At 42.7% G+C, this 21695-nt stretch carries 22 protein-coding genes; 3 read left to right on the forward strand and 19 right to left on the reverse strand.

Features of this window, described 5'->3' with window-relative positions:
- Nucleotide 1: 1 nt before the first annotated feature.
- From CHH48_RS17640 to CHH48_RS17680, 9 genes are all read right to left on the reverse strand, one after another.
- Nucleotides 2–274, reverse strand: coding sequence for a YrhK family protein (locus CHH48_RS17640; RefSeq protein WP_095220589.1), 273 nt, complete (start codon nucleotides 272–274; stop codon nucleotides 2–4).
- A gap of 13 nt (nucleotides 275–287) precedes the next feature.
- On the reverse strand, nucleotides 288–623 hold the full coding sequence (gene ytxJ / locus CHH48_RS17645) for a bacillithiol system redox-active protein YtxJ (RefSeq protein WP_095220588.1): 336 nt from the start codon (nucleotides 621–623) through the stop codon (nucleotides 288–290).
- A gap of 62 nt (nucleotides 624–685) precedes the next feature.
- Nucleotides 686–1120, reverse strand: a complete 435-nt coding sequence (locus CHH48_RS17650; RefSeq protein ID WP_038562301.1) for a YtxH domain-containing protein — start codon at nucleotides 1118–1120, stop codon at nucleotides 686–688.
- A 30-nt stretch (nucleotides 1121–1150) separates the two neighbouring features.
- The gene (locus CHH48_RS17655) at nucleotides 1151–1633 is read right to left on the reverse strand and encodes a DUF948 domain-containing protein (RefSeq protein ID WP_095220587.1); all 483 of its coding nucleotides are present in this window, start codon (nucleotides 1631–1633) and stop codon (nucleotides 1151–1153) included.
- A gap of 163 nt (nucleotides 1634–1796) precedes the next feature.
- On the reverse strand, nucleotides 1797–3101 hold the full coding sequence (gene murC, locus CHH48_RS17660; protein WP_095220586.1) for a UDP-N-acetylmuramate--L-alanine ligase: 1305 nt from the start codon (nucleotides 3099–3101) through the stop codon (nucleotides 1797–1799).
- 243 nt (nucleotides 3102–3344) lie between these two features.
- Nucleotides 3345–6083 (reverse strand): DNA translocase FtsK, encoded by a 2739-nt coding sequence (locus CHH48_RS17665; RefSeq protein ID WP_245840434.1) that lies wholly within the window; start codon nucleotides 6081–6083, stop codon nucleotides 3345–3347.
- 178 nt (nucleotides 6084–6261) lie between these two features.
- Entirely contained in the window at nucleotides 6262–6861 is a 600-nt protein-coding gene (ytpR, locus tag CHH48_RS17670) for a YtpR family tRNA-binding protein (RefSeq protein WP_095220585.1), read from the reverse strand.
- 1 nt (nucleotide 6862) lies between these two features.
- Entirely contained in the window at nucleotides 6863–7684 is an 822-nt protein-coding gene (locus tag CHH48_RS17675) for a DUF1444 domain-containing protein (protein ID WP_095220584.1), read from the reverse strand.
- Between the two features lie 18 nt (nucleotides 7685–7702).
- Nucleotides 7703–8035, reverse strand: coding sequence for a thioredoxin family protein (locus CHH48_RS17680; protein ID WP_095220583.1), 333 nt, complete (start codon nucleotides 8033–8035; stop codon nucleotides 7703–7705).
- Nucleotides 8036–8277: 242 nt separating this feature from the next.
- Between CHH48_RS17680 and CHH48_RS17685 the strand changes: the two genes are divergently transcribed.
- Nucleotides 8278–10431, forward strand: coding sequence for a methyl-accepting chemotaxis protein (locus CHH48_RS17685; protein ID WP_095220582.1), 2154 nt, complete (start codon nucleotides 8278–8280; stop codon nucleotides 10429–10431).
- A gap of 17 nt (nucleotides 10432–10448) precedes the next feature.
- Here the strand turns inward: CHH48_RS17685 and CHH48_RS17690 are convergent, their stop codons facing one another.
- Both CHH48_RS17690 and CHH48_RS17695 read right to left on the reverse strand, forming a co-directional pair.
- Entirely contained in the window at nucleotides 10449–10976 is a 528-nt protein-coding gene (locus CHH48_RS17690; protein ID WP_095220581.1) for a DUF84 family protein, read from the reverse strand.
- A gap of 25 nt (nucleotides 10977–11001) precedes the next feature.
- A complete protein-coding gene (locus CHH48_RS17695; protein ID WP_095220580.1) occupies nucleotides 11002–12069 on the reverse strand; it encodes a M42 family metallopeptidase in 1068 nt (355 codons plus the stop codon).
- Between the two features lie 143 nt (nucleotides 12070–12212).
- Here CHH48_RS17695 and CHH48_RS17700 point away from each other — a divergent pair, with 143 nt between their 5' ends.
- Nucleotides 12213–12530: a PepSY domain-containing protein gene (locus CHH48_RS17700; protein WP_038562329.1), complete on the forward strand. Its 318-nt coding sequence runs from the start codon at nucleotides 12213–12215 to the stop codon at nucleotides 12528–12530.
- Between the two features lie 211 nt (nucleotides 12531–12741).
- On the opposite strand, the gene CHH48_RS17705 is transcribed toward CHH48_RS17700, so the two are convergent.
- The 6 genes from CHH48_RS17705 to trmB form a co-directional block, all read right to left on the reverse strand.
- Nucleotides 12742–14244, reverse strand: a complete 1503-nt coding sequence (locus CHH48_RS17705) for an alpha-glucosidase/alpha-galactosidase (RefSeq protein ID WP_095220579.1) — start codon at nucleotides 14242–14244, stop codon at nucleotides 12742–12744.
- A 76-nt stretch (nucleotides 14245–14320) separates the two neighbouring features.
- Nucleotides 14321–15205 carry an AraC family transcriptional regulator gene (locus tag CHH48_RS17710; protein ID WP_095220578.1) on the reverse strand — a complete coding sequence of 295 codons (885 nt, stop codon included), beginning with the start codon at nucleotides 15203–15205 and terminating at the stop codon, nucleotides 14321–14323.
- A 16-nt stretch (nucleotides 15206–15221) separates the two neighbouring features.
- On the reverse strand, nucleotides 15222–16067 hold the full coding sequence (locus CHH48_RS17715) for a carbohydrate ABC transporter permease (protein WP_095220577.1): 846 nt from the start codon (nucleotides 16065–16067) through the stop codon (nucleotides 15222–15224).
- A 4-nt stretch (nucleotides 16068–16071) separates the two neighbouring features.
- On the reverse strand, nucleotides 16072–17025 hold the full coding sequence (locus CHH48_RS17720) for a carbohydrate ABC transporter permease (protein WP_095220576.1): 954 nt from the start codon (nucleotides 17023–17025) through the stop codon (nucleotides 16072–16074).
- A 17-nt stretch (nucleotides 17026–17042) separates the two neighbouring features.
- Nucleotides 17043–18338: an ABC transporter substrate-binding protein gene (locus CHH48_RS17725; RefSeq protein WP_176466506.1), complete on the reverse strand. Its 1296-nt coding sequence runs from the start codon at nucleotides 18336–18338 to the stop codon at nucleotides 17043–17045.
- Nucleotides 18339–18827: 489 nt separating this feature from the next.
- The gene (gene trmB / locus CHH48_RS17730) at nucleotides 18828–19466 is read right to left on the reverse strand and encodes a tRNA (guanosine(46)-N7)-methyltransferase TrmB (protein ID WP_095220574.1); all 639 of its coding nucleotides are present in this window, start codon (nucleotides 19464–19466) and stop codon (nucleotides 18828–18830) included.
- Nucleotides 19467–19552: 86 nt separating this feature from the next.
- Between trmB and CHH48_RS17735 the strand changes: the two genes are divergently transcribed.
- Nucleotides 19553–19837, forward strand: a complete 285-nt coding sequence (locus CHH48_RS17735; RefSeq protein WP_095220573.1) for a YtzH-like family protein — start codon at nucleotides 19553–19555, stop codon at nucleotides 19835–19837.
- Here CHH48_RS17735 and CHH48_RS17740 read toward each other — a convergent pair.
- Both CHH48_RS17740 and CHH48_RS17745 read right to left on the reverse strand, forming a co-directional pair.
- The gene (locus tag CHH48_RS17740) at nucleotides 19834–20619 is read right to left on the reverse strand and encodes a phosphotransferase family protein (RefSeq protein ID WP_095220572.1); all 786 of its coding nucleotides are present in this window, start codon (nucleotides 20617–20619) and stop codon (nucleotides 19834–19836) included. The two genes, CHH48_RS17735 and CHH48_RS17740, sit on opposite strands and share 4 nt — an antisense overlap.
- A gap of 164 nt (nucleotides 20620–20783) precedes the next feature.
- Nucleotides 20784–21695 carry a hypothetical protein gene (locus CHH48_RS17745; protein ID WP_095220571.1) on the reverse strand — a complete coding sequence of 304 codons (912 nt, stop codon included), beginning with the start codon at nucleotides 21693–21695 and terminating at the stop codon, nucleotides 20784–20786.

Genomic DNA, 21695 nt, shown 5'->3' on the forward strand with positions numbered 1-21695 from the left:
TTTATTGCTTGTTTCTATATCGTTTATAGTGAATATCGTGGACAAGACGGATTGTCGGACGGATCAAAAGAAGCAAACTGCCAGCTGCAAAAAGCAAGCATCCTGCTGTCTTTAGAGATTCGTATAGAAAGAGGAAACTGCCGATGAGAAAGATTAATCCAATTAGAAAATCATTCAGCATATACAGAATCTGATATGGGCGCTTGAAAAAGATACCGTATTCTCCAACCCGAATGACATCCTCCTTCTTATCCGATTTGTGTTCATGTTCCATTTCAAAAACCCACCTATTGATTGAATCTAGTTTCCTGCTCCCGTAATACAGCTTCTGTAATGTCATGGTGTGATGTATTCCAGATTACTTGATTATTCTCAAAAAGCAATGCCTGTGGAGATTCATGTCTTACCTCATAACGGTCCGCAATCGTATTAGATAGCTCCCGTGCTTCTTGGACATATAATGTGTACATTGGTATCTGTGTATCAAGACTATATCTGTCGTACTCCTGCTTCGCCCTTGCACTGATCGGGCAAGTCAGACTATGCTTGAGCAAGTAAAATGATGCATCCCTATTTAATACATCCTGAAATTCCTCTTGGCTTTGAATGACTTTAGCTTCCATTCTGTAAAAACTCCCTTCAAAAATAAACAGACTCCTAAGCAAGATGCTTAGGAGTCTTATAATTAAAGATCCTTGTTACGTTCAATCGTGGATTTCTGCTGTTCCATTTCCAATTCTCTTGCAGCTTCCTCGATTGCACGTGCTACTTCTTCCGCTGCATCTTCTGCTTCTTTATCATTTGAAGCTGTGTCATCTGCTTGGTCTTTGGATTTTAGGTTCTTGACTTTATCCTGTACAGTCTGAGAGGATTCTTTCACCTTATCAGCTACAACACGGGATTTTTCAGTGACAACATCTTTCCATTGTGCACCTTTTTCACTGTACTGTGTTTTCATTTCGCCCGCGCGCCCTTTCAGGGAGCTAGCCTGTTCCGTAATATCGCTGCGAAGTTCTTTACCGGATTTAGGTGCAAGAACAAGAGCAGTCACAGCTCCTACTACGCTGCCGATGATCGAACCAATCAGAAAATCTCTTCCGTTCGTCTTTTTCGTTGACATACTGCATTGCCTCCTATCGCGTCGCTTGGTTTAATGGGATGTTTCTTTTACTGGTAGCGGCTGCTCTGTTGGCTGCACTGCAGGTACAGAGGCGACCTCATTGGCTTCATTCTGCTTCTTTTTCTTCCATAAGTCAAGTATAACTGAGCCCCATTTTAGTACTTGGCCAGTTTGTTCTGTATGCTGTTCTGCAGATAGTGCCACTTTGTTGGACACATTGCGAATAGAATTGTTAAGGCTGTTCACTGTATCACCGATGCCTTCAATTCCGTCAACAAGAGTGTTAAGCTTCTGCGCTTTCTCTCCGATGTCTTCTGCAAGGTGATTTGTCTTGCTGAGCAGTTCTGCTGTTTCGCTCGTAATGCCCTGCATTTGCTTTTCGACACCTTCCAATGTGCTCGCTACGTCATTTAGTGTGCGTGAAGCAGCTTTCAATGTTTTTGCGAGGTAGATTACTAAGACTGCGAATGCGATTGCTGCAATTAGTGCAGCGATGTACCCTAGAATTTCCATAATGATTAGTCAGCTCCTTCTTGGTATGTAGTATGAGTAGTTGAAGCACATCTCATGCTTTATACTCCTTCGTCTAACTACGTTATTCCCTTGGTGTACGTCGTTAAACATAAAAGTACAAATAAAAAAAGGGAGTAATACTCCCTTTTTTAAGTGTAATGGATTATTGGACAGCTTGCAACGACTCTTCATAGCGAGCTTGAAATTTCTGTATGTCACCAGCTCCCATGAATAAAAGGACACTGTCTTCATACTGCTTAAGTACGTTTACATCTTCAAGCTGCAATACTTCACAGCCTGGTATGAGCTCCTGCAAATCCTGGATTGTCAGATTACCCTTTGCTTCACGAGCAGAACCGAAAATATCACACAGATAAACGCTATCCGCATTTTTCAGACTGTCTGCAAACTCTTGCAGGAAAGTCTTTGTTCTAGAAAAGGTGTGCGGCTGGAATACAGCCACAATCTGCTTATCCGGGTATTTCTTCTGAGCTGATTCTATCGTTACCTCGATCTCTTTTGGATGATGAGCATAATCATCCACCAATACTTGGCTGCCGGCTTTCTTCTCAGAGAAACGTCGTTTCACACCAGTGAAACCATACATTTCCTTGATTTGATCAGGTGTCATACCTTCCTGATGACATACTGCAGTCACTGCCAGCGCATTGAGAACCTGGTGATTCCCGTATCCAGGAATGGTAAACGTATGATAGAAACTACCTTCGATATATACGTCGAATGTCGTGCCATTCGGCTCTTCATGTACATTTTTTGCCTGGTACATATTAGACGCATCGAATCCATAATAATGAATTGGTACATTTGCTTGAAGGTCACGCAAATATGGATCATCGCCACAAGCAATGATACCGTGCTTAACTTGATCGGCCAATTGCTGAAAAGCCTGGAATACATCCTCGATGTTCTGGAAATAGTCAGGATGATCGAAATCGATATTCAGCATGACCGCATAATCCGGTTTATAAGCTAGGAAGTGGCGGCGGTATTCACATGCTTCAAAAACAAAGTAATCACTCTTAGGCTGTCCGCTTCCAGTTCCGTCTCCGATTAAATAAGAGATCGGGTGAGACTGCTTCAGCGTATAAGCCATGAGACCTGTCGTCGATGTTTTGCCATGTGCTCCTGTTACTGCTATGCTGCGGAATTTATCCGCATATGCACCCAGGAAGTCATGATAGCGGTAAATCGGAAGACCAAGTTTTTTTGCTTCAAGAATTTCCTCGTGTTCATCAGAGAATGCATTTCCTGCAATGATTGTCAAATTCGGTTTGATATTATCTTTTGTAAATGGCAGTATTGTAATATTTTTATCTTTCAGGGCCTGATCCGTGAAGAAAACCTTCTCCACATCGGAGCCTTGGACTTTCTCACCTGCATCATGCAGGATCTGCGCCAATGCACTCATACCAGATCCTTTAATACCAACGAAATGGTAAGTTGTCATAATAGGAACCTCCACATAATAATATGTCGCTTTTGTATGGTGTTAGTATAAGTATGTAAAGCGTCGTGTGTCACATATACATGAAAAAAAGCATACTAGCAACAGTATAGCATTTTGTCAGTATTTTATAAATGCAGAATCTCTTCTGTTACGCTTTTTACAGTATATACATAGCACCCTTTGTTGGTGTCTCGGATAACAGCACAGCCTGGACGGTCCATAGGACAACATCCAGGCTGTCGTTCATTCCGTTTGGAGCTGTGCCAGCGACACGAGTACATCGCGTGGCTTGCTCCCTTTCTGTTCAGAGATGACACCTCTCATCTCCATATGATCAATCAATCTGGCAGCACGGTTATAACCGATTTTGAAACGGCGCTGGAGCAAGCTCGCACTCGCACTATTGTGCTCGATAACAAACTCGACTGCTTCCCGATACAACTCATCCTCGTCCTCCTCGGACTCTCGTCGCTCGAGCAGATCCTCATGCTGGAAAAGGTACTCTGGCGGTGCTGTCTGTTTCACATATTGGACGACACGTTCTATCTCTTCATCGGACACAAAAGCACCTTGGATACGCTGGGCTTGCCGCGCTCCGTTTTCGACGAAGAGCATATCACCTTTTCCAAGTAATTTCTCCGCACCATTATTATCAATGATTGTCCGGGAATCGATTGCAGAAGAAACACTGAAAGCAATTCGTGTCGGGATATTAGCTTTGATCAAGCCTGTAATGACATCCACGGACGGACGCTGTGTCGCCAGCAGCAGATGGATTCCAGCTGCTCTTGCTTTCTGCGCAATCCGGCAAATGGAATCCTCGACGTCCTGAGGAGCTACCATCATAAGGTCTGCAAGCTCATCAATGACGATGACCAAATATGGCATCTTATCTGCATATCGTCCTTGCTTATCGAGTTTCTCGTTGTAGCGTCCGATATCGCGGACTCCTTCGCCGACGAACTTCATGTATCGTTCTTCCATCTCATTTACCGCCCATTTTAGAGCTGCAGTAGCTGCTTTGGTGTCGGTAATGACTGGTGAGACTAAATGAGGCAAGTCATTATAAGGAGCAAGCTCCACCATTTTCGGATCGATCAACAGGAATTTCACCTGCTTATGATTCGCCTTATACAATAGACTTAGCAGAATAGTATTGATACATACACTTTTACCTGAACCTGTTGCTCCAGCTATCAAACCGTGCGGCATCTTCTGCAGGTTCGTCACAATCGGATTGCCGGAAATATTCAAACCTAGGGCGACTGAAAGCGGCGAATTGTTTCCTTGGAAATCTTCTGTCTCCAGTATTTCCTGTAAGCCAACTTGCTTCGATACGGCATTCGGCACTTCGATTCCGATTGCATTCTTGCCAGGAATCGGTGCTTCCATGCGGATGTCTTTGGCCGCCATATTCAGTTTGATATCATCTGTCAGGCTCTTGATCTTACTAACCTTCACACCAAGATCAGGCTGAACCTCAAAACGGGTGACAGATGGGCCTTGCATAGCATTGACCACGTGTGCGTTTACATTGAAATGTTCTAAAGTAGTCTCTAAAAGCTGGCTTTGCTGATCGACCCATGCATCATTTTCCAACGTCTGTTCGACAGGATCATTCAGAAGATGCATCGGAGGTTTGGCAAAAATCGGTTCGCTCTGCTTAGGAATTTCCTGTTCAACCGGCTCCGTCTTCACTGAATCTTGGCGGCTGGACAGCTTATTATCCTGCAAATTGCTTCGTTTATCTCTTGGTGTCATGAATACGTTGAAAGGTACTGATTTTCTCACTGTACTGCTAGTTTCACGAAGTCCGGAATTTGTTGTTTCCGTGCTCTCTTTTACTTGCAGCAATTCTTTTACTTCTGTTTGTTCTGCTGACTGAGCTGTTTTTACGCCTGAAGCATCAGCTTGTACGACAAAGTCGTCGGTCATTTCCATTTCAGTTGTACGGTTCGGAGCAGTGTCTTCTGCTGCACTGTATACTGCTTCATCATGAACAGACTCTTCGGCTATAAGATCACTACCTTCGTCATCTACGTTCGTGCCTGCTTCTAAGTCCGGATCATTGTCTTCTTCTATCCTATCAACCGACTGGTCCAGAACAATTTCTTCTGTAATGCTATCATCTGCTTTATTCGAAGCAGTCTCTTCTATATCAGGCGATTGGTCCCATGCAGTCTCTTCTTTTATGCCAGCTGACTCTTCCTCAAGCTGAATTGGTTCAGGTTTCAGAACTTCCGTTGTTTCGGAAACTGAAATCTCCTCGATTACCTTTTCCTCTGCAACGCTCGTATTTGTTTCTTCTAAAAGAGTTTCTTTATTTTCTGATTCTGCTGCTGTAAAGTCCGTGTTCTCTTTCGATTCCATTACAGGATTTTCCAGCGCGATATCTTCTACTGGAGCTTGTTCAACATGAATATCGAACTTTTTTTCTTCCTCCACTTCAGGAGTAATCGTAGTAGCAGATGCTGCGATTCTTTTCCAATCTGCCCGGTCTTGAATGGATGCCAGTGTTACGATATCAGCTACTTCTTCTTTCCGCTTGCGGAAACCGTATACAGGAGACGGAACTTCAGTCGGTTGGAAAGGTTTCTTTTCTGCCTTTGGTTCCGGATCTTTTCTTTCTGGCTTGCGCTGCCTGCTTACGCTGGAAGGCCGCTCTTGCACTTTCGGTTTTTCAGGCTGCCGTGGCTGCCGCTTTTCTGGTACCTTTGTATCTGGTTGGGTTCGATGACGTACTGGCCGCACATTTGAGGCTGGTGGTTTTGTACTTCCAGACTCATCCGGTATCATTGGAAACCGAAAAGCACGTTCTTTCGGGTATGTATAAGCCATTTTTGCTTGTGGCTGCTGATTTGTCTGATACTGTTTCTGTACTTTTTGTTCAGAAGCGTTCCGTGATTTCAGCTCTGGTTCTTCTTCCACTACTACTTCGGTCATAAAAAAGTTGCTTAGAGCTTGCCTAAGACGCTCCCACATAGTAAAACTTCCTTTTTCAGTATAATATCTTCATTTTAGCAGGTTTTCACAAACCGTGAATAGCTTTACCCTAAAAACATTCCATCAAAACGTAAAAAATACGGCGGTTCTCTGGCATTTCAGTCCCAATTACCTAAAAAAGCACCGGATACGTTTGTATCCGGTGCTCATTTCCCTATTAAGCTTCAAAAACCTGGCCGACTTTATAGGAATCGTCCAGCACATAAATTCCTTTTTCTTCCGGTGCGTTTGGCAGACCCAGCTCTTTTTGGGAGCAAATCATACCAAAACTATCCTCACCACGTAAATTGCCGGCTTTGATTTCCAAACCACTCGGCATGATGGCGCCCACTTTCGCAACTACCACTTTTTGACCTGCATCGACGTTTGGTGCACCACAAACGATTTGTACTGTCTCATCCCCAAGGTCGACTTGACAGACACTTAGTTTATCAGCGTTGCTGTGCTTTTCTTTTTCCTTAACAAATCCGACAACAAATTTAGGTGTAAGGTCTACATCTAATGCATCTTCTAAGTTGTTCTGACGGAAAATATCACGAATTTTGCCGGCGAATTCCTCATCGACCTGCACTTTGCCTGCTGTTGTGATATTCAAGTATTCAGAAGCGCGGAAGATATTATAACCGACTAGCTCATCCTTATCTGTAATCCGAACGACATCTCCGAATTTTTCTTCTTTAATGGAATGACGATCTCCTTGCTTGATAGCGAGCAACAATACGTCACCGATTCCTTGTTTGTTATAAAATGCTTGCATCTTACTTTTCCTCTCCCTTGGCAGACTCTGGTCTATTGCGTGCCATAATGAAAACTGGCTCCAATTTCTTATCTTCGTAAATGAATGGTAAAGATGTGATTGGTACACGGCCTTCTGCAAAATATTTCATGGTTACCTGTGCTAATATATCATAACCAGTCTTATTTTCAATATCCGCTAAAATCAGCACATCCTGGTGAGGAACAGCTACAAGCACATCCCCTTTCGCATTCGCACGGAATCCTTCCAAAAGCGACTCGTTCAATATGCGGCTGGCATCGTAGCCATCCTGTGTCGCAATAAAGTAAAAGGAATTATCTGCAACTCTGTCTTCTTTCAGTTCTGCAGAAAGACTTCTAGCGTTAAATGCAGCAATTTCCCGAAGACGTTCGATAGTCCAGTCCTGCTCTTCCATCATTTGTTCGTCAATGAGACGGTACGATTTGCCAAGATCAAGTGCGTAATAAATTCTCGTTTCTGCCGTATGCTCCGAATATACCATCTTCAGTCCGGCTTTCGTTTTAGATGGAAAAGAAGTAGCTCGTATAACTGGAAAGACATGCTGTTCGTTTCCTTCCAGGTGCTGTTCTTCATGCATGACACGCAAAGCTTCTTTTACATGCTGTTCGAGTTCATCCAGCGCTTTTTCGCCACGCGTTTCATATTTTGCAATAATATTTGGAAGTGCGAGCGTCACACCTTCCTTCGTATCCTGCCATTCTACTCGAAATTTGCTCTTATCCCGGTCATATGAAGTACGCCATGCAGGGTCCTGCAGACGATCCTCTAATTTTTTCTTCATTTTCAAAGCAGTCATTTTCATAAGTTATACTCCTTGCAGTTATTGCGGTAAGGATTCGATGAAAGACTCGATTTCCTCTTTAGACTTGCGATCCTTCGATACAAATCGTCCGATTTCCTCTTCTTTATTGAATGCAACAAAACTTGGAATTCCGAACACATCATATTGCTGACACACTTCAATGAATTGATCACGGTCTACATGGATGAATTCGAATTCGCTGTATTTCGCTTCGATTTCTGGTAGTTCCGGCTCGATGATTCGGCAGTCCGGACACCAGTCAGCAGAAAACATCAAGATTGTTTTGCCATTTTGAAGTATTTCTTTGAGTTGTGCTTCTGATTCTAAGTTTTTCAATTTAAAAGCCCCCATTAATCTTTTCTTCAATCTTTTTCTTCATTTTATCAAAGCACAGAACCAAAAGCGAATATACTGCGCTTTGCAGCTGTCACTTTGCAAGCTACTTCCTCTTTGTACCTAGAAATATTCAGTTTTAATCATATGAATGGGTCGAATCATTCAGTTAAATTATCAAACTTTTATTAATTTATTGTAAATATGGTAGGTTGTACCTATAATATAAGAGAGCACACAATAGCATAAGGGGGAAATATATGCACACCATTCGACAGAGAATCCGTTTAATCATGTTCTCTTCACTGGCAAGTATTCTGGTACTTGGAGCATTCAGTTATTATTATTTCTACCAGCAGAATCAAATGTCAGAAGAAACGCAGAGATACCAAGAAGCCTATGTATCCAGTCAGTATATCAAGGATGATATGCTCGATACACTTGAGAAGCAGGAGACATACTTTGCCCAGCCATCTGTATCTAACGCCGAATCTGTACTAGGCGCTATTGCTGGCATTGAGAAACAAGCTTCTACATATGAAGAGAAATACAAGGATAATAACGACTTGCAAGCTTACTTTACGCAAATTAAGGAAGGCGCAGCTTCCTATGAAAAAGAGCTTGAGAAAGTCACGAGTATGAATGAAACAATCGGCTACACTTCTGATGAAGGACTCCGAAAAATCATAAGTGATGCTTCAGAGAATTTCCGCAGCATGTCCGAAAATGCTGGAGATGACGTATCTGCTGCTTTGGAGAACGTCACAAGAACCGAGCAAGGTATCATACAGCCTCCGAATGGCGTTGCCCCAAATAAAGACGAATTCGATGAAGCAGTAGATGCATTCAAAACGGCAATTTCCGATTCAGATCTAGAAAGTGGCGCGGTTAGTGATATAAACTCCAGTCTCTTAAAATACACATCCGCCATGTCCACGCTTTCGAACACACGCACCCAGGCTGCTGAGTTAGCAACGAATTTCGAAACATCTGCCTTGGAAGTAACAACGACTGTAGACAGTGTCGGCGAAACAGCAATTGAGCAGACCGACAATTTAAAACAGTCAAACGAAAGAACTTCTACAGTTCTTGGCATTGTCTTACTTGCCGTCATTATTCTTAGTTTCCTGCTTGTACTTTGTATCGGATGGCCGCTTATCCGTGCCATCACGAAATCAATCCGACAGCTTAAAGAAGCTACAGAGATTATCGGAAATGGTAACCTAGCTTACCGTGTACCCATAACAACAAAGGACGAGATGGCAGATTTGGGTGAAACATTTAATCAGATGGCAGGTAAGATGGAGCAGTCCATGATTAAAGTGAAAGAAGCTTCCGAAGTATTAGATGACTCTTCTTCTTATCTAGCAGCAGCTTCTCAGCAGACAGCAGCTCAATATGAAGAAGTGAACCAAGCAATTGGCCAAGTGGCAGGCGGCGCGCAGGATCAGGCTGCTCAGCTCGAAGAAAGCAATATGATGCTGGATAAGGTCCGCCATGCAATTACATTGATGAAGGATGAAACAGCACTAGTCGGTAAGGCAATGAAACAAGCAGAGCTGGAAGGAAGCAACGGTATCAATCAAATGCAAAAATTGCATGAAACCTCTGATAGCTTCTTGAAGCTCGCTCAAAAGCTGACAACAGAAATCCAAAGTGCTGTACAACAGGCAAATCAGATTCGCTCTATCGTCCAGACAATTGAAGAGATTTCAGAAAGTACAAATCTGCTGGCACTTAATGCAGCGATTGAATCCGCTCGTGCAGGTGAGCATGGCAGGGGATTTGCAGTAGTTGCTGATGAAGTGAAGAAGCTGGCAGAACGCTCCAAACAAGAAGCACAGCAAATCCACAAGCTTGTTGGGACAATGAATCAGCAAATGACCGATTTAGCAGAAGAAGCCAAAGCCTTCGATGCTTATCAGCAAGTTCAAGCTTTCAGTGTTGAAGAAACTACAAATGCATTTGATCGTATTCATAAACAGTTGCAGCAAGGTAATACGAAAATGAAGGACATCTCTTCATCTGTTTCAGAGGTTGCAGCAAGTAATGATTCTGTTGCGGATATGCTTGGACATATTAATCAAATTGCCGATGAAGCAGCCTCAACAGCACAGGAGGTAGCTTCATCAAGTGATACGCAGGCAGCTTCGATTGATGTCCTGACAAACGCAGCCTCCCAGCTGCAGCAGCTGGCCAAAGAATTGGCTATCGAGGTAGCTCAATTCGAATTTGCCTCTGCATCGGATGAATCAGCTGAATTCAGCGATAAGGAAGAAGATCTAATTACTTCTGATTCAACTGAATCCGAAACAGAAGCCTTTGCTGAGATGGACGTCGAAGCAGAACAGCCAGATTTCCCTATCACGGAAGACGAAAAAGACAAGACGACAGATTATAAAAAAACATCATAAAAAGAAGGAAGCGGATATCAAATTCCCGCTTCCTTCTTTTTGTTTGACTCATAAAAGCTATACTGCCCTTTCAATAGCAAACATATATGCTCAAACATAGCAGAGCGGGACATATGTCCATTGGTAAAGACACCGACCGCTCCTTCTGTTGTTGAGACATCCTGCCTGCTTGTAAATGCCCGCATAACTGGACCAAGCTCTTCACCTGAAAGCACTGGTTCGGCGATGAAGTCAGGCAATAGCAGCTTAGCACCGCTTGCGCTCCATACTTTATCCCCGACTGCTAAAGCACCCCAGTTACATATATACAGACCGTCATCCATCTCTGTGACGCCGCCTTCAAGACCAATACCGGCCGCCGCTCCATCCAGCTTGCTGCATGCAATTGCACGCTGGATGGCACCTTGGCGTGTCTCTTCGTCACTCATCGGCTGTGCACTAACGCCAGAATCGACCGCTGTACTTTCAAGTTCCCACCGAGATCCAAACACAGCCGAAACAGCCGAAACTTTGGCAGGATTTTTAGATCCGACTATCATTTTCATCCGTTACGCTTCCTTTCCGACGCGATCAATCGTTCGAAGTAATAAGATCCACTGTCGACTGATCTGTTGCCCGGACAAGCTTAATTAGAAGCTCTTTTGCAGCTGCATAATCATCAACATGAATGATGCTTGCACTTGTGTGCACATAGCGGGAAACGATGCCGATGACAGCAGAAGGAACTCCTTCATGTGCCAAATGTACACGTCCGGCATCCGTGCCGCCTTTGCCGACATAGTACTGGTAGTTAATATTATTAGATTCTGCTGTATCAAGAATGAATTCACGCATATTGCGATTCATGATCATTGTACCGTCAAAAATACGGAGTAATGCTCCTTGACCTAAATGACCGAACACTTGTTTGTCTCCGCTAACATCATTGGCAGGTGACGCATCCATCGCATAGAAAATATCAGGTTTGATCATATTGGCCGCAACTTGAGCACCACGAAGACCGACTTCTTCCTGCACCGTAGCTCCAGCATACAACTGATTCGGCAATGTTTCTCCAGCCACTTCTTCCATTAATTCGAGCGCCAACCCACAGCCATATCGATTATCCCAAGCCTTTGCCAGGATTTTCTTCTCATTGGCCATCGGGGTAAACGGCATAAACGGAAGAATCTGCTGTCCTAGCTTTACACCTAGCTCATATGCATCACGTTCATCATCTGCGCCGATATCAATCAGCATGCTGTCGATGCTGGCAGGTTTACTCCGCTGCTCAGGCGTTAACAGATGAGGAGGTGTAGAGCTGATGACACCTGGAATCGGTCCTTCGTCTGTCATAACCTGCACGCGCTGCGCAAGCAGCACTTGACTCCACCAGCCGCCTAATGTCTGAAAGCGAAGCAGACCATTTGGTGTAATACCTGTTACCATGAAGCCGACTTCATCCATATGTCCGGCAGCCATCACCTTAGGTCCCTTGCCTTTTTTTACGCCAAATATACCGCCGAGCTTATCCTGGATGATCTCATCCGCATAAGGCTTCAGCCTTTCTTTCATAAAAGCTCGCATCAGCTGTTCGTTGCCTGGTGCTGCCTGCAGCTCTGTCAATTGTTTAAATAAATCCAATGTTTTCTCGTTCATGTATATGTACTCCCTTTTTGTCAGACTATTGTATATCTATTGTAAACTATTGCTCCTCAACATGCCATAAAGGTTGTTTCGTTTTATATTTCTAAGGTAATAAGATATAATAGAACATAACTTAAGTTGAAGAGGTGACCAAAATGGGCGTAAAGAAAACAGTAGCAATCGTAGGTGCTGGCCTTGCAGCTGGGTATTTGATCCAGAAGCAGATTGCGAAACAACAGAAAGTAACTCCGGAAAAAGCATTGAAATTCGCTAAAGAAGCGTTTAAGAAAGAAGGTCCGATCAGTGGATCTTGGATCTATATGAAACCGGAAGAAAAAGTGAAGCACGGCCTCACGTATACTGTTTACCGTGGCGGAATCTCCCGTACGATTGATGGAAAACCTGCTCAGTACGAGTTCTTCGTAGATGCAGAAACTGGATCCGTAATCGACGCTGTCGAATCAGCATCCTAATACAAGTTACACCCCAAAAGTTAGTAACACTTAACTTTTGGGGTGTTTTTTTGCGAACTATTATTTAATTAAGTAGAAGGTAGCTTTACAAATAAAAGTTTCAGAGATGTCCTTGTTAGAAAAAGTATGATTCTTGAACGCCCCCTGCATCTCTATTGGCATACACACTGTATAAGAGTTAAAAGATTCTTGATTGTTACTTCCTTTTGCGTTATGTTTTCGCAGGTCGCTCCAGTGCTTTATCTGCTTCTTTCGCGTTTTTAGACGCTTCTTCTCGATTCGCTCTCATTTCTTCAACTGTTTTTGTTTTTAAACGAGCAGCACCAGTATATTCTTTTGTCCGCAAACGTTCTTCCCTTTTTTGACGTTCCTTTGCTTTGTGAATGCTATGCTTGTATTGAGGCAGCCATTTTTCCTGTGCAATGAGCATGTCATCAACCATTTGCCAGATTTCTGGCGGCGTACACACAGCACCAACTAGTGGATCCATCATAAACGCCTGTCTTAAAAGTCGATCATCTCCAGTGACAGCAGCTTCGACGGCGAGCCTTTGCACCGAAATGCTCGCTTGACAAACAGCAGCACATCCAAGAGGAAGATCGCCAACCATAGGCATGCTAATGCCATTTCTATCAACATAGCCTGGAGCTTCAATGACCGCATCTTGTGGTAAGTTCGAGATTATGCCCTTGTTAATAGTATTGAAATGGCCTCGGTATGTTCGGCCTGTTTCCAGTGCTTCAATGATGTAGGATCCGTGTTCTTGTCCCCGCTCTTCTTCGACATACCGATATGCAGGTTCTTTCATCCAATTCGGAAAGTCTTCCTTAAACCAGTTGCGACCTTCTGTACACACCCGCAGATAACCACCTGTTTCCCCATTAATCCAGGTACCTAAATCGATCCAATCATTAATTTCTTCTACTCGTTTGCGATACCAAGGTACATATTCACTTAAATGCCCATTTGATTCCGTGCTATAGTAGCCAAAGCGGCGGAGCATGTCGATACGAACCTTTTCTGTTTTACTATACTCAGGATGGTTCTCAAAAGCTTCAAGAAGTCCACCTGTTAAGTCTTCGCCATTGTGGTTTACTTGAATGTACCACGTTTGATGGTTAATCCCTGCGCAGACTATGTCTACATCATTCTGCTCTAGCTCAAGCACGTCGGCTATTTGCCTATGCCCACCCTGAACACCGTGACAAAGTCCGACTGTTTTCACTCCTCCATACGTGTTACATGCCCATGTAAGCATCGCCATAGGATTCGCATAATTTAACAACAAACAATCCGGCTCAGCAACTTCTTTTATATCCTTACAAATCTCTAGCATCTCATGAATGCCGCGCTGACCGTACATTATACCACCGGCACTCAATGTGTCCCCTACACATTGATCAACCCCATAGCGCAGCGGAATGTTAATATCCTGTTCAAATGCCTCTAACCCGCCAATACGAAAAACAGAAATAATGTAACGTGCATCTTTCAACGCTTCTCTGCGATCAAGTGTTGATTGAATCTCAATTGATAATCCATTTTCACTGATGTCCCGCTGACATAGCTCTGTCACCATGTTTAAATTATTCCTATCAATATCAGTAAAAGCAATGTCGATATCTTTGAATGCAGGTACAGCTAAAATATCCCGCAACAACGTACGCGTGAAGCCAATGCTGCCCGCTCCGATGAACGCAATTTTAAAACTCATTTCTTCCACTCCCTTTCTGTTTACATGGTAGCCTTTTGTTATATTTAATTGCTTTCATAATGGAGACTTTAACTGGTTAATTATTTATAAAATCGTCACTTTGAAGATGCAGGCGCTGCTGCTCTTTTCGGAATTCCATCGGTGTTTGCCCCGTATACTTTCGAAAAATTGTACTAAAGTATTGCTGCGAGCTCACTCCAATATAATAAGGAATATCAGTAATTCGTATATCTGTTTGAGCGATAAGTTCTTTTGCCTTCTTCATTCGGTGCATGACTAAATAGTCGTTAATGGAACAGCCCATTGTTTCCTTAAAAACACGGTGCAAATAGCCAGGATGAAGATGTACAGCGTCAGCAATGTCTTTTACACGAATGTCTCGATCATAATTTTGATGAATAAAATCAACAGCTTTCTTGTTATACAAACTTTGCTCAGGTGCATGGTCGTTCCGATTCGCTAATTCTGAGATGCGAATCATAAGCTGACTCAGCAGTAGCTGGACCATAAAGTCCGAGGATGTACCCTTTTTATCTAATTCAAGAATCACACTTTTTAAACAGGCATAAATATCGTTCGAATCTAAAAACAGCAAATAAGGCTGATAATGACTTATCATCTGCAGAAGCGAAGGCGTCTCCTCCACCACTCGCTTAAACGTAAGGTAATTCGTTGCACCCGGACGAAATGCGAATTCCACATTTGCCATTCTGCATCGTTTCTCTGATTGCACATGTAATTTATGGGGAACATTAGCATCAATGATGATAAATTGACCTTTTTTTAGTTGCGTTGTTTCACCTTCTAATTCTATCTTGCAGGAACCACACATAACATACATGATTTCTACGGAGTCATGTTCGTGCATCTCCATCGAAAAATCTTGCCATTCCTTGTAGTAATAAAAGGTCACAAAAGGATAGTACTCTTGCAGTCGTAAAGACTCATCGTATAAACTCATTTAATCCCCTCTCTTTCTAGCCTTTTACCGCTCCTGCCGTCATCCCTTCCACGAGAAACTTCTGCAAGTATAAAAAAAGGATTACGACTGGCAGGACGCTCATTACTGAGGCTGACATAATGCTTCCCCAGTCAGTCGTATACAACCCTTTGAACAAAGAGAGACCTGGCGTCAGTGTACGAAGTGAATCATCATTTATAAATACATAACCAAACATAAATTCATTCCACGCGTTAACAAAAGCAAATAGCGACGTAGAAACAATCCCCGGGATGGAGATCGGTAAAATAACGCGACAGATCATTCCTATTTTAGAGCAGCCGTCTATCTCCGCAGCTTCCTCTAACTCTATTGGAATCGATGAGAAAAAGCTTGTTAGCATAAAGGTACATAGTGGAATTGTGAATGTCGTATACGCGACAATCAAACTGATATGCGAATTCAAGAAGCCAAGCTGCATCATAATGATGTAAAGTGGAACCAGTAATAATACAGGAGGAACCATTTGCGAAAGTATCATCGTGACGCTGACAAGCTTGACTCCCTTAAACCGCATAAATCGGGTCAAAGCATAGGCACTAAATACAGAAAACAACAACGCTAGTACTGTCGCCGTCACCCCGACTAGAAGACTATTCTTGAAATATGTTAGAAAACCTGTATTCCAAAATACATGCTGGAAATTCTCAAATGTAGGGTTATTAATAAAGAAGCTAGGTGTTGTACTCCTCACTTCGTCTGCAGGCTTTAATGCTGTAATCACCATCCACAGAAAAGGAAAGAGACAAAACAGGGAGAAGGCAATTAAGACTATATATGTTAAAAGCTTTTGCACACGCTTTGACAGTTTTGATTCAACCATATTGTTACATTCCTCCTCTGTGATCTGATTTTCGATTTAGGTACAAGTAGTACATCATAAAGCCAATAATCATAAATGCAAGCAACAATGAGGCAAGTGCTGACGCCAAACCAATATTCAACTCTTGCATTGCAAAGCGATAAATCATGATTGGCAATGTTTCAGAGGAGTGAACAGGTCCACCTTCCGTCATCACCCAAATAAAATCGAAGTTAATCGATGTCCAAATGATATGAATCATTACCAGTACAATCGATACACCTTTCAACTGTGGAAGCGTGATTTTAAAAAAACGCCCAATCGGCCCTAATCCATCCAATGCAGCAGCTTCATAAATGTCTCGCGGAATAGACTGGAGTGCAGCTAAAAAAGTGATTGTATAGAATGGAAAACTGCGCCAAATATTCACAATAATAATAGACAATAATGCCGTATCTGGTTCTCCGAGAAAATAGAATGGTTCATCAAGCAACCCCAATTTGACTAGCCAGCTATTCAACACACCGTAATCTGGGGTCAACATCCAAGTCCACGTTAGTCCAGCGACAACTACTGGAACAACCCACGGAATTATAATGATTCCACGGAAAATGGCTCTACCACGTATTCCTTGCGCCAAGGCAAGAGCCGCTATAATACCTAATACATACTCACCTGCAACTGAAAGTATCGTCCAAATACCAGTATTTAAAGCTGCTTGAAGAAAATATTCACTACGGATCACTTCTACATAATTAGCTAGCCCAACGAAACGCCCGTCCCCTGTATTCAATAGGTTTTTGTCATGAAAGCTATCCCATATGACCGAAGCCAATGGATAAGCTACAATAACAAGGAAAAACAGGAGTGAGGGTAACACAAACAAATAGGCAATGCGTTTCGCCTTCGTCTCTCTGTTCGGCCCTTCTTTACGAGAGAAAGGCTGAACTTGCGCATCTTTTCCGATACTCGCTCTCATTCGATCACCCTTTTCTTTTACTTGCTTCGTACGGCATCCTCACTTAGCTGACCGTTCGCTTCCAGTGATTTATTGATCTCTTCACCGAGCCATGAAGCAGTCTTTTCAGGATCTTCTTCTAATAGAAGCACCCTGCCAACAGCGTCCGTCATATCATTTGTCACCTTACCTAAAGACACTTGCGGAAATACGGCACCTATTTCGGTGAGTCCATCGAATCCTTCTGCCCATAACCCTTCCCCTTTTATATCCTTACGGGGGGACTTATAAAGATTGGCTCCTTCTTGATACTCGTCCCCAAACATCGCTTTTATTAACTTCCATGCTTCTTCTGGATGATCCGAGTCTTTAAAGATGTAATACGGACTGATTTCTAAGTAGGTTGCCTTTGATGTATTTTTGGGAGGAGGAGAGATACCTAAGTTGTCGACTACACCTGACTCCTCAATGGTATCCTCCATCCACGCACCGTTCACTACCATGGCGTATTGTCCGAGCGAGAAATTGGTGTCCTCTTCTTGATGACCCCATGATCGTCCATTTGGATCAATGACTCCATCCTGCAGGAGAGTCTTGTAAAACTGAAATACCTCCGTTGCTCTTTTCAGCTCATCCGGATTTTCATTCCAAGTGTTTTTAAATTTACCCGACCCATCCTCTACAGCGAGTTGCAGATCATTTTGCGCCAAATACATAATCAACTCCTGTGGCGCACGCACTCCCGTTCCAGAAATCCCAAATGCATACTTTCCCGTTTTTTCCTTGATGATCGGACCCATGGAAATCAGATCCTCCCACGTTTCTGGGGGTCCATCAAGTCCCGCTTCAGTTAAAATATCTTTATTGTAAAGTAATGCGCGATTTCCTAAATAATTAGGAAGCGCTTTCAATTTTCCATTTACCGTTAATGCTTCAATTACATTATCATATATAAGTTCTTTGTCCTCCCATTCCTCATAATAAGGTGTCAAGTCAAGCAGTGCATCGGCATGATTTAAATCACTGAACCACTCTCCCAATCCCCAGCTTATATCAGGGGCATTGCCTGCATTAATTGACGTTATAATATTGTCATATAACATATCAAACGTCATCACTTGAACATTCACTTTTATGTTCGGATGCTCCTTTTCAAATGCTTCAATTACCTTTAGTCCTGTTTCTTCTTCTTTCGAACCAGGTCCCCATGCCGTCCAAAAATCCAGAACAATTTGGCCTTCTGAACCACTTACTGGCTTCTCATTAACATTGCATCCAACTAGCAAAGAAGCAATAATGACAATACACATCAAAAATTGAAGGCATTTCTTCATTAGGGTCATCCTTTCTTTTATAATGACAGTTGCTCCATCCAGTTCATACTTTTAACAAGTAAAATTCCTTTGATAATTACTTTGATAATTACTTTACCATTCGATTTTTTTAAATACTTATAGATTTGTCACCTAGCCATCTTCATTTTTTTAAAATACTCACAATTATCTTTTTGTCAGTACGAATGATACTTTGCCCCTAGAGCCGTAAACTTTATTTAGAGAACATCTCATAACAAAAAGCATGCCAAAAGTTAGAGTAACACTTAACTTTTGGCATGCTTTTTTTAATAATCAACCAAAACACGACATCTTAATCAATTATAGGTCTAACTTGTGAATTGTATGATCGTTACACATACACATTCGACTTGGAGAATGTATCGACTACTATGAAAAATAGGTTATAAAAAATTGGCTAGCAGAAGTTCGGTAATTATACCGTCTCATGCCAGCCAACAGCTTCCTCACTTTTATTGCCAGGTTCTTCTATTTGAAAGTAGCCACACTCCGATAAATACGATAGCCGCGGGAAGAGAATTTCTCCTCATATTCCGTTTTCACATTTAATGGGTCATTCTCTGTATGCAGATCAAGCTTCACTTCCTGCAAAACCATGCCATATCGAGAGAAGCTGGACAAACTATATTCGAATAGTTTCTGGTTATCCGTTTTGAAGACGACTTCGCCGTTATCTTTTAATACAGCTTCGTATTGCTCCAGGAAGCTTTTATACGTCAAACGACGTTTCTCATGCTTATTCTTCGGCCAAGGATCAGAGAAATTGAGGTAGATGCTATCCACTTCATTCTCTTCAAACAACTCACGAAAATCAGCTGCATTTTCATTTAATAATCTGACATTCGGTAGATCTGCTTCAGCTGCTTTCTCTACTGCTGTCACAATAATACTTTTCGCTAATTCAATTCCGATGAAATTGTATTCCGGATGCTGGGCTGCCATACCAGTGATGAACTGCCCTTTGCCAGATCCAATCTCAACATGGAGAGGCTTGTCATTACCGAATAACTCTCTCCATTTGCCTTTATAATTTTTCGGATCCTGTACGACAATATGATCGTTTTCTTTTAAATAATCGTCTGCCCAAGGTTTATGGCGCACACGCATATGCCTCACTCCTATTTCTGCCCTGCCCGCCTGCATAGTTTGATGCCAAAACGCACACGCTATGCTCAGGAAGGAGGGGAAAATCGATGTCACTTTCCGTTGAAAACCAATTTAGCCTTCTACGGGATATACTTAGCGAGCATTGCGAATCCTGCTGCGGGAGCAAGTCCGAATGCGAGCAAATATCCCGCCTGGCACGTTCTATCTTATCTAATAAATCAACCGATCAGCAAGAGCTTCTTGCTTTGCTTCCTGGTATCCATTCGTACAGTTCTGCCGGTGAAAAAGCTGCAGATATCAATGCGCACATCACATCGAACAGAGAACAGCTCGAGGATTGGGTAGAGACAATCAACAGCTTTCAAGGCTAGCAGGACAGCTGATGAACTTCCTTAAGCAGCTGTTCTAACTCTTTACTTTTGCGTTCCACGTTGTCATCACGCAATGACATAATGATACGGGCAGCTTCATACCAATAAATACGTCTTAGTAGTGCATTATTCAGCGGCTTGCCGTATGCTTTCATCCAGTCTTCCCAATCAGTATATGGAACGTACTTTCTCAGCAGCATTCCGATATCAGCTGCCGGGTCCGCGATGAGCGCACTATCCCAATCCACAAGGTACAGCTCATCACACTGGCTTATCATCCAATTATTATGGTCGATATCAAAATGACAGACAGCCAATAGCTGATCCGGCATTTCAGGTAAGAATTGCTCCAGACTCACCAGCACCTGTTTTAAAGCTGGCAGCCGATCTTGGAAGCCAGCTGCTTTCCCCCGCAGCTCTTCCATTTTCGCTTCTGGCTGAAGCGGTTTCTTTCCCATACGCATCAGTAAGTTCAGCATCTCGGAGGAATGATGGATTTTGCTTAGCAGCTTAGCCACTCGAGGATCGCTCATTTCCGAAAAAGTCAGACCGCGTCCCATCAGCCATTCCTGCGCAGTAATAACATCCCCGTTCTCCATTCTTTTTGTCCATACCAGCTTAGGTACAATCCCTTCTGCTGAAAGAACTGCCAAAAAAGGAGAAGAATTGCGCTTTAAGAACAGCTGCCGATCTCCGCTTTTTGCATAATATGCTTCTCCTGTTACACCGCCAGCAGGAGCAATCTTCCACTCATTTCCCAGTATGTGTTCTAACCAATTCACCGTTCATTCCTACTTTCCTAGTGCAATCGCTTTGCATTACTAGCTGTAAACAAGCCCAGCGTGACACAAGGCAAGTACATTCCCGAACAAATTCGACAGACATACTTTAGATTACAACATTTGCTATGGTTTTATCAATACGATAGGCCTATAAAACCGTTTATTTAACTAAAAAATTCTTCCTTTTCTTCCTGTTCCCATTCCGGACGAGCAACAGCCTTTGTATATGCATGCTCTAGCAGCACCTCACTGGCACGAAGCTGAGCATGTTTGAGAGCTAACTGTTCTTCTCGTTTGGCCATCAGCCAGGCTGTATGCTTTTGACTGCCGATAAACTGTGTATTTCTTGGCTCACTAGCAAACCGGATTTGGTTTTCTCTGCTTAAGACTACCTTTTGTACAGGCAGCTCGACATCATATTTTCTAAGGATTCCTTGTATCAGCTTTTCTGTTCTGTTTAAAGAAAGCATCGGATTGAGGAAAGTAGAAAACTTACCCTTCGATTCCCGCTTCCATGTTCGCTCGTCAGTTGCCCAGAACAATACATCCGGCTTGTCCTCCAGAACCGAAACAATCTCTATGCCAAGTGGATGGATTAGAATCGTTTCTGCCTCCATTGTAGTCTGCTTCACTTCAAAAACAGGTTTATACATAACAAAGAAAGTGTCAGGAAATCGTTTCAGAAAGTATCGAAGAACCGGATCTTTTTTGAATTTGTGATCAAAAAATGAAAATTCTCCAAGAGTGCTTGTAGCCCATTTCAGCTGGAAGTCAAAAAGTTCTTCCAAGAAATCCTGCTTCAGAATTTTTTCTGAAGGAGCAACATATACAGGAGTTGGCTCCAGCTCCTCGACATCTGCTTCTTTTTTTCGGAATACTTGATACCACGATTTCTTTATTGTTTCTTCCTTTTCTTCTTGAATGGAAAGGGAATCAGGAGCAGCTTGCTGCTGCTCCCATTCCCTGTGCATCTTCTCCCAATTCTCTTTTTTCAATTTGATAAATTGTCCAGGATATCGGTAAGGATGCTGTTCATAACGGGATATATATTCATGCAGCTTGATCAATTGCGCCAC

The sequence above is a fragment of the Terribacillus saccharophilus genome, from assembly GCF_002272075.1.
In the GTDB taxonomy this organism is placed as follows: Bacteria; Bacillota; Bacilli; order Bacillales; family Amphibacillaceae; genus Terribacillus; species Terribacillus saccharophilus_A.

Coding starts and splice junctions, on each gene's coding strand:
- ytpR (WP_095220585.1), bottom strand. CDS start 6,861: ATGCAAGCATTTTATAACAAACAAGGAATCGGTGACGTATTGTTGCTC.
- CHH48_RS17655 (WP_095220587.1), bottom strand. CDS start 1,633: ATGGAAATTCTAGGGTACATCGCTGCACTAATTGCAGCAATCGCATTC.
- trmB (WP_095220574.1), bottom strand. CDS start 19,466: ATGCGTGTGCGCCATAAACCTTGGGCAGACGATTATTTAAAAGAAAAC.
- CHH48_RS17705 (WP_095220579.1), bottom strand. CDS start 14,244: ATGAGTTTTAAAATTGCGTTCATCGGAGCGGGCAGCATTGGCTTCACG.
- CHH48_RS17675 (WP_095220584.1), bottom strand. CDS start 7,684: ATGAAAATGACTGCTTTGAAAATGAAGAAAAAATTAGAGGATCGTCTG.
- CHH48_RS17680 (WP_095220583.1), bottom strand. CDS start 8,035: ATGGGGGCTTTTAAATTGAAAAACTTAGAATCAGAAGCACAACTCAAA.
- CHH48_RS17685 (WP_095220582.1), top strand. CDS start 8,278: ATGCACACCATTCGACAGAGAATCCGTTTAATCATGTTCTCTTCACTG.
- ytxJ (WP_095220588.1), bottom strand. CDS start 623: ATGGAAGCTAAAGTCATTCAAAGCCAAGAGGAATTTCAGGATGTATTA.
- CHH48_RS17690 (WP_095220581.1), bottom strand. CDS start 10,976: ATGAAAATGATAGTCGGATCTAAAAATCCTGCCAAAGTTTCGGCTGTT.
- CHH48_RS17715 (WP_095220577.1), bottom strand. CDS start 16,067: ATGGTTGAATCAAAACTGTCAAAGCGTGTGCAAAAGCTTTTAACATAT.
- CHH48_RS17640 (WP_095220589.1), bottom strand. CDS start 274: ATGGAACATGAACACAAATCGGATAAGAAGGAGGATGTCATTCGGGTT.
- CHH48_RS17710 (WP_095220578.1), bottom strand. CDS start 15,205: ATGAGTTTATACGATGAGTCTTTACGACTGCAAGAGTACTATCCTTTT.
- CHH48_RS17725 (WP_176466506.1), bottom strand. CDS start 18,338: ATGAAGAAATGCCTTCAATTTTTGATGTGTATTGTCATTATTGCTTCT.
- CHH48_RS17665 (WP_245840434.1), bottom strand. CDS start 6,083: ATGTGGGAGCGTCTTAGGCAAGCTCTAAGCAACTTTTTTATGACCGAA.
- CHH48_RS17700 (WP_038562329.1), top strand. CDS start 12,213: ATGGGCGTAAAGAAAACAGTAGCAATCGTAGGTGCTGGCCTTGCAGCT.
- CHH48_RS17720 (WP_095220576.1), bottom strand. CDS start 17,025: ATGAGAGCGAGTATCGGAAAAGATGCGCAAGTTCAGCCTTTCTCTCGT.
- CHH48_RS17650 (WP_038562301.1), bottom strand. CDS start 1,120: ATGTCAACGAAAAAGACGAACGGAAGAGATTTTCTGATTGGTTCGATC.
- murC (WP_095220586.1), bottom strand. CDS start 3,101: ATGACAACTTACCATTTCGTTGGTATTAAAGGATCTGGTATGAGTGCA.
- CHH48_RS17735 (WP_095220573.1), top strand. CDS start 19,553: ATGTCACTTTCCGTTGAAAACCAATTTAGCCTTCTACGGGATATACTT.
- CHH48_RS17695 (WP_095220580.1), bottom strand. CDS start 12,069: ATGAACGAGAAAACATTGGATTTATTTAAACAATTGACAGAGCTGCAG.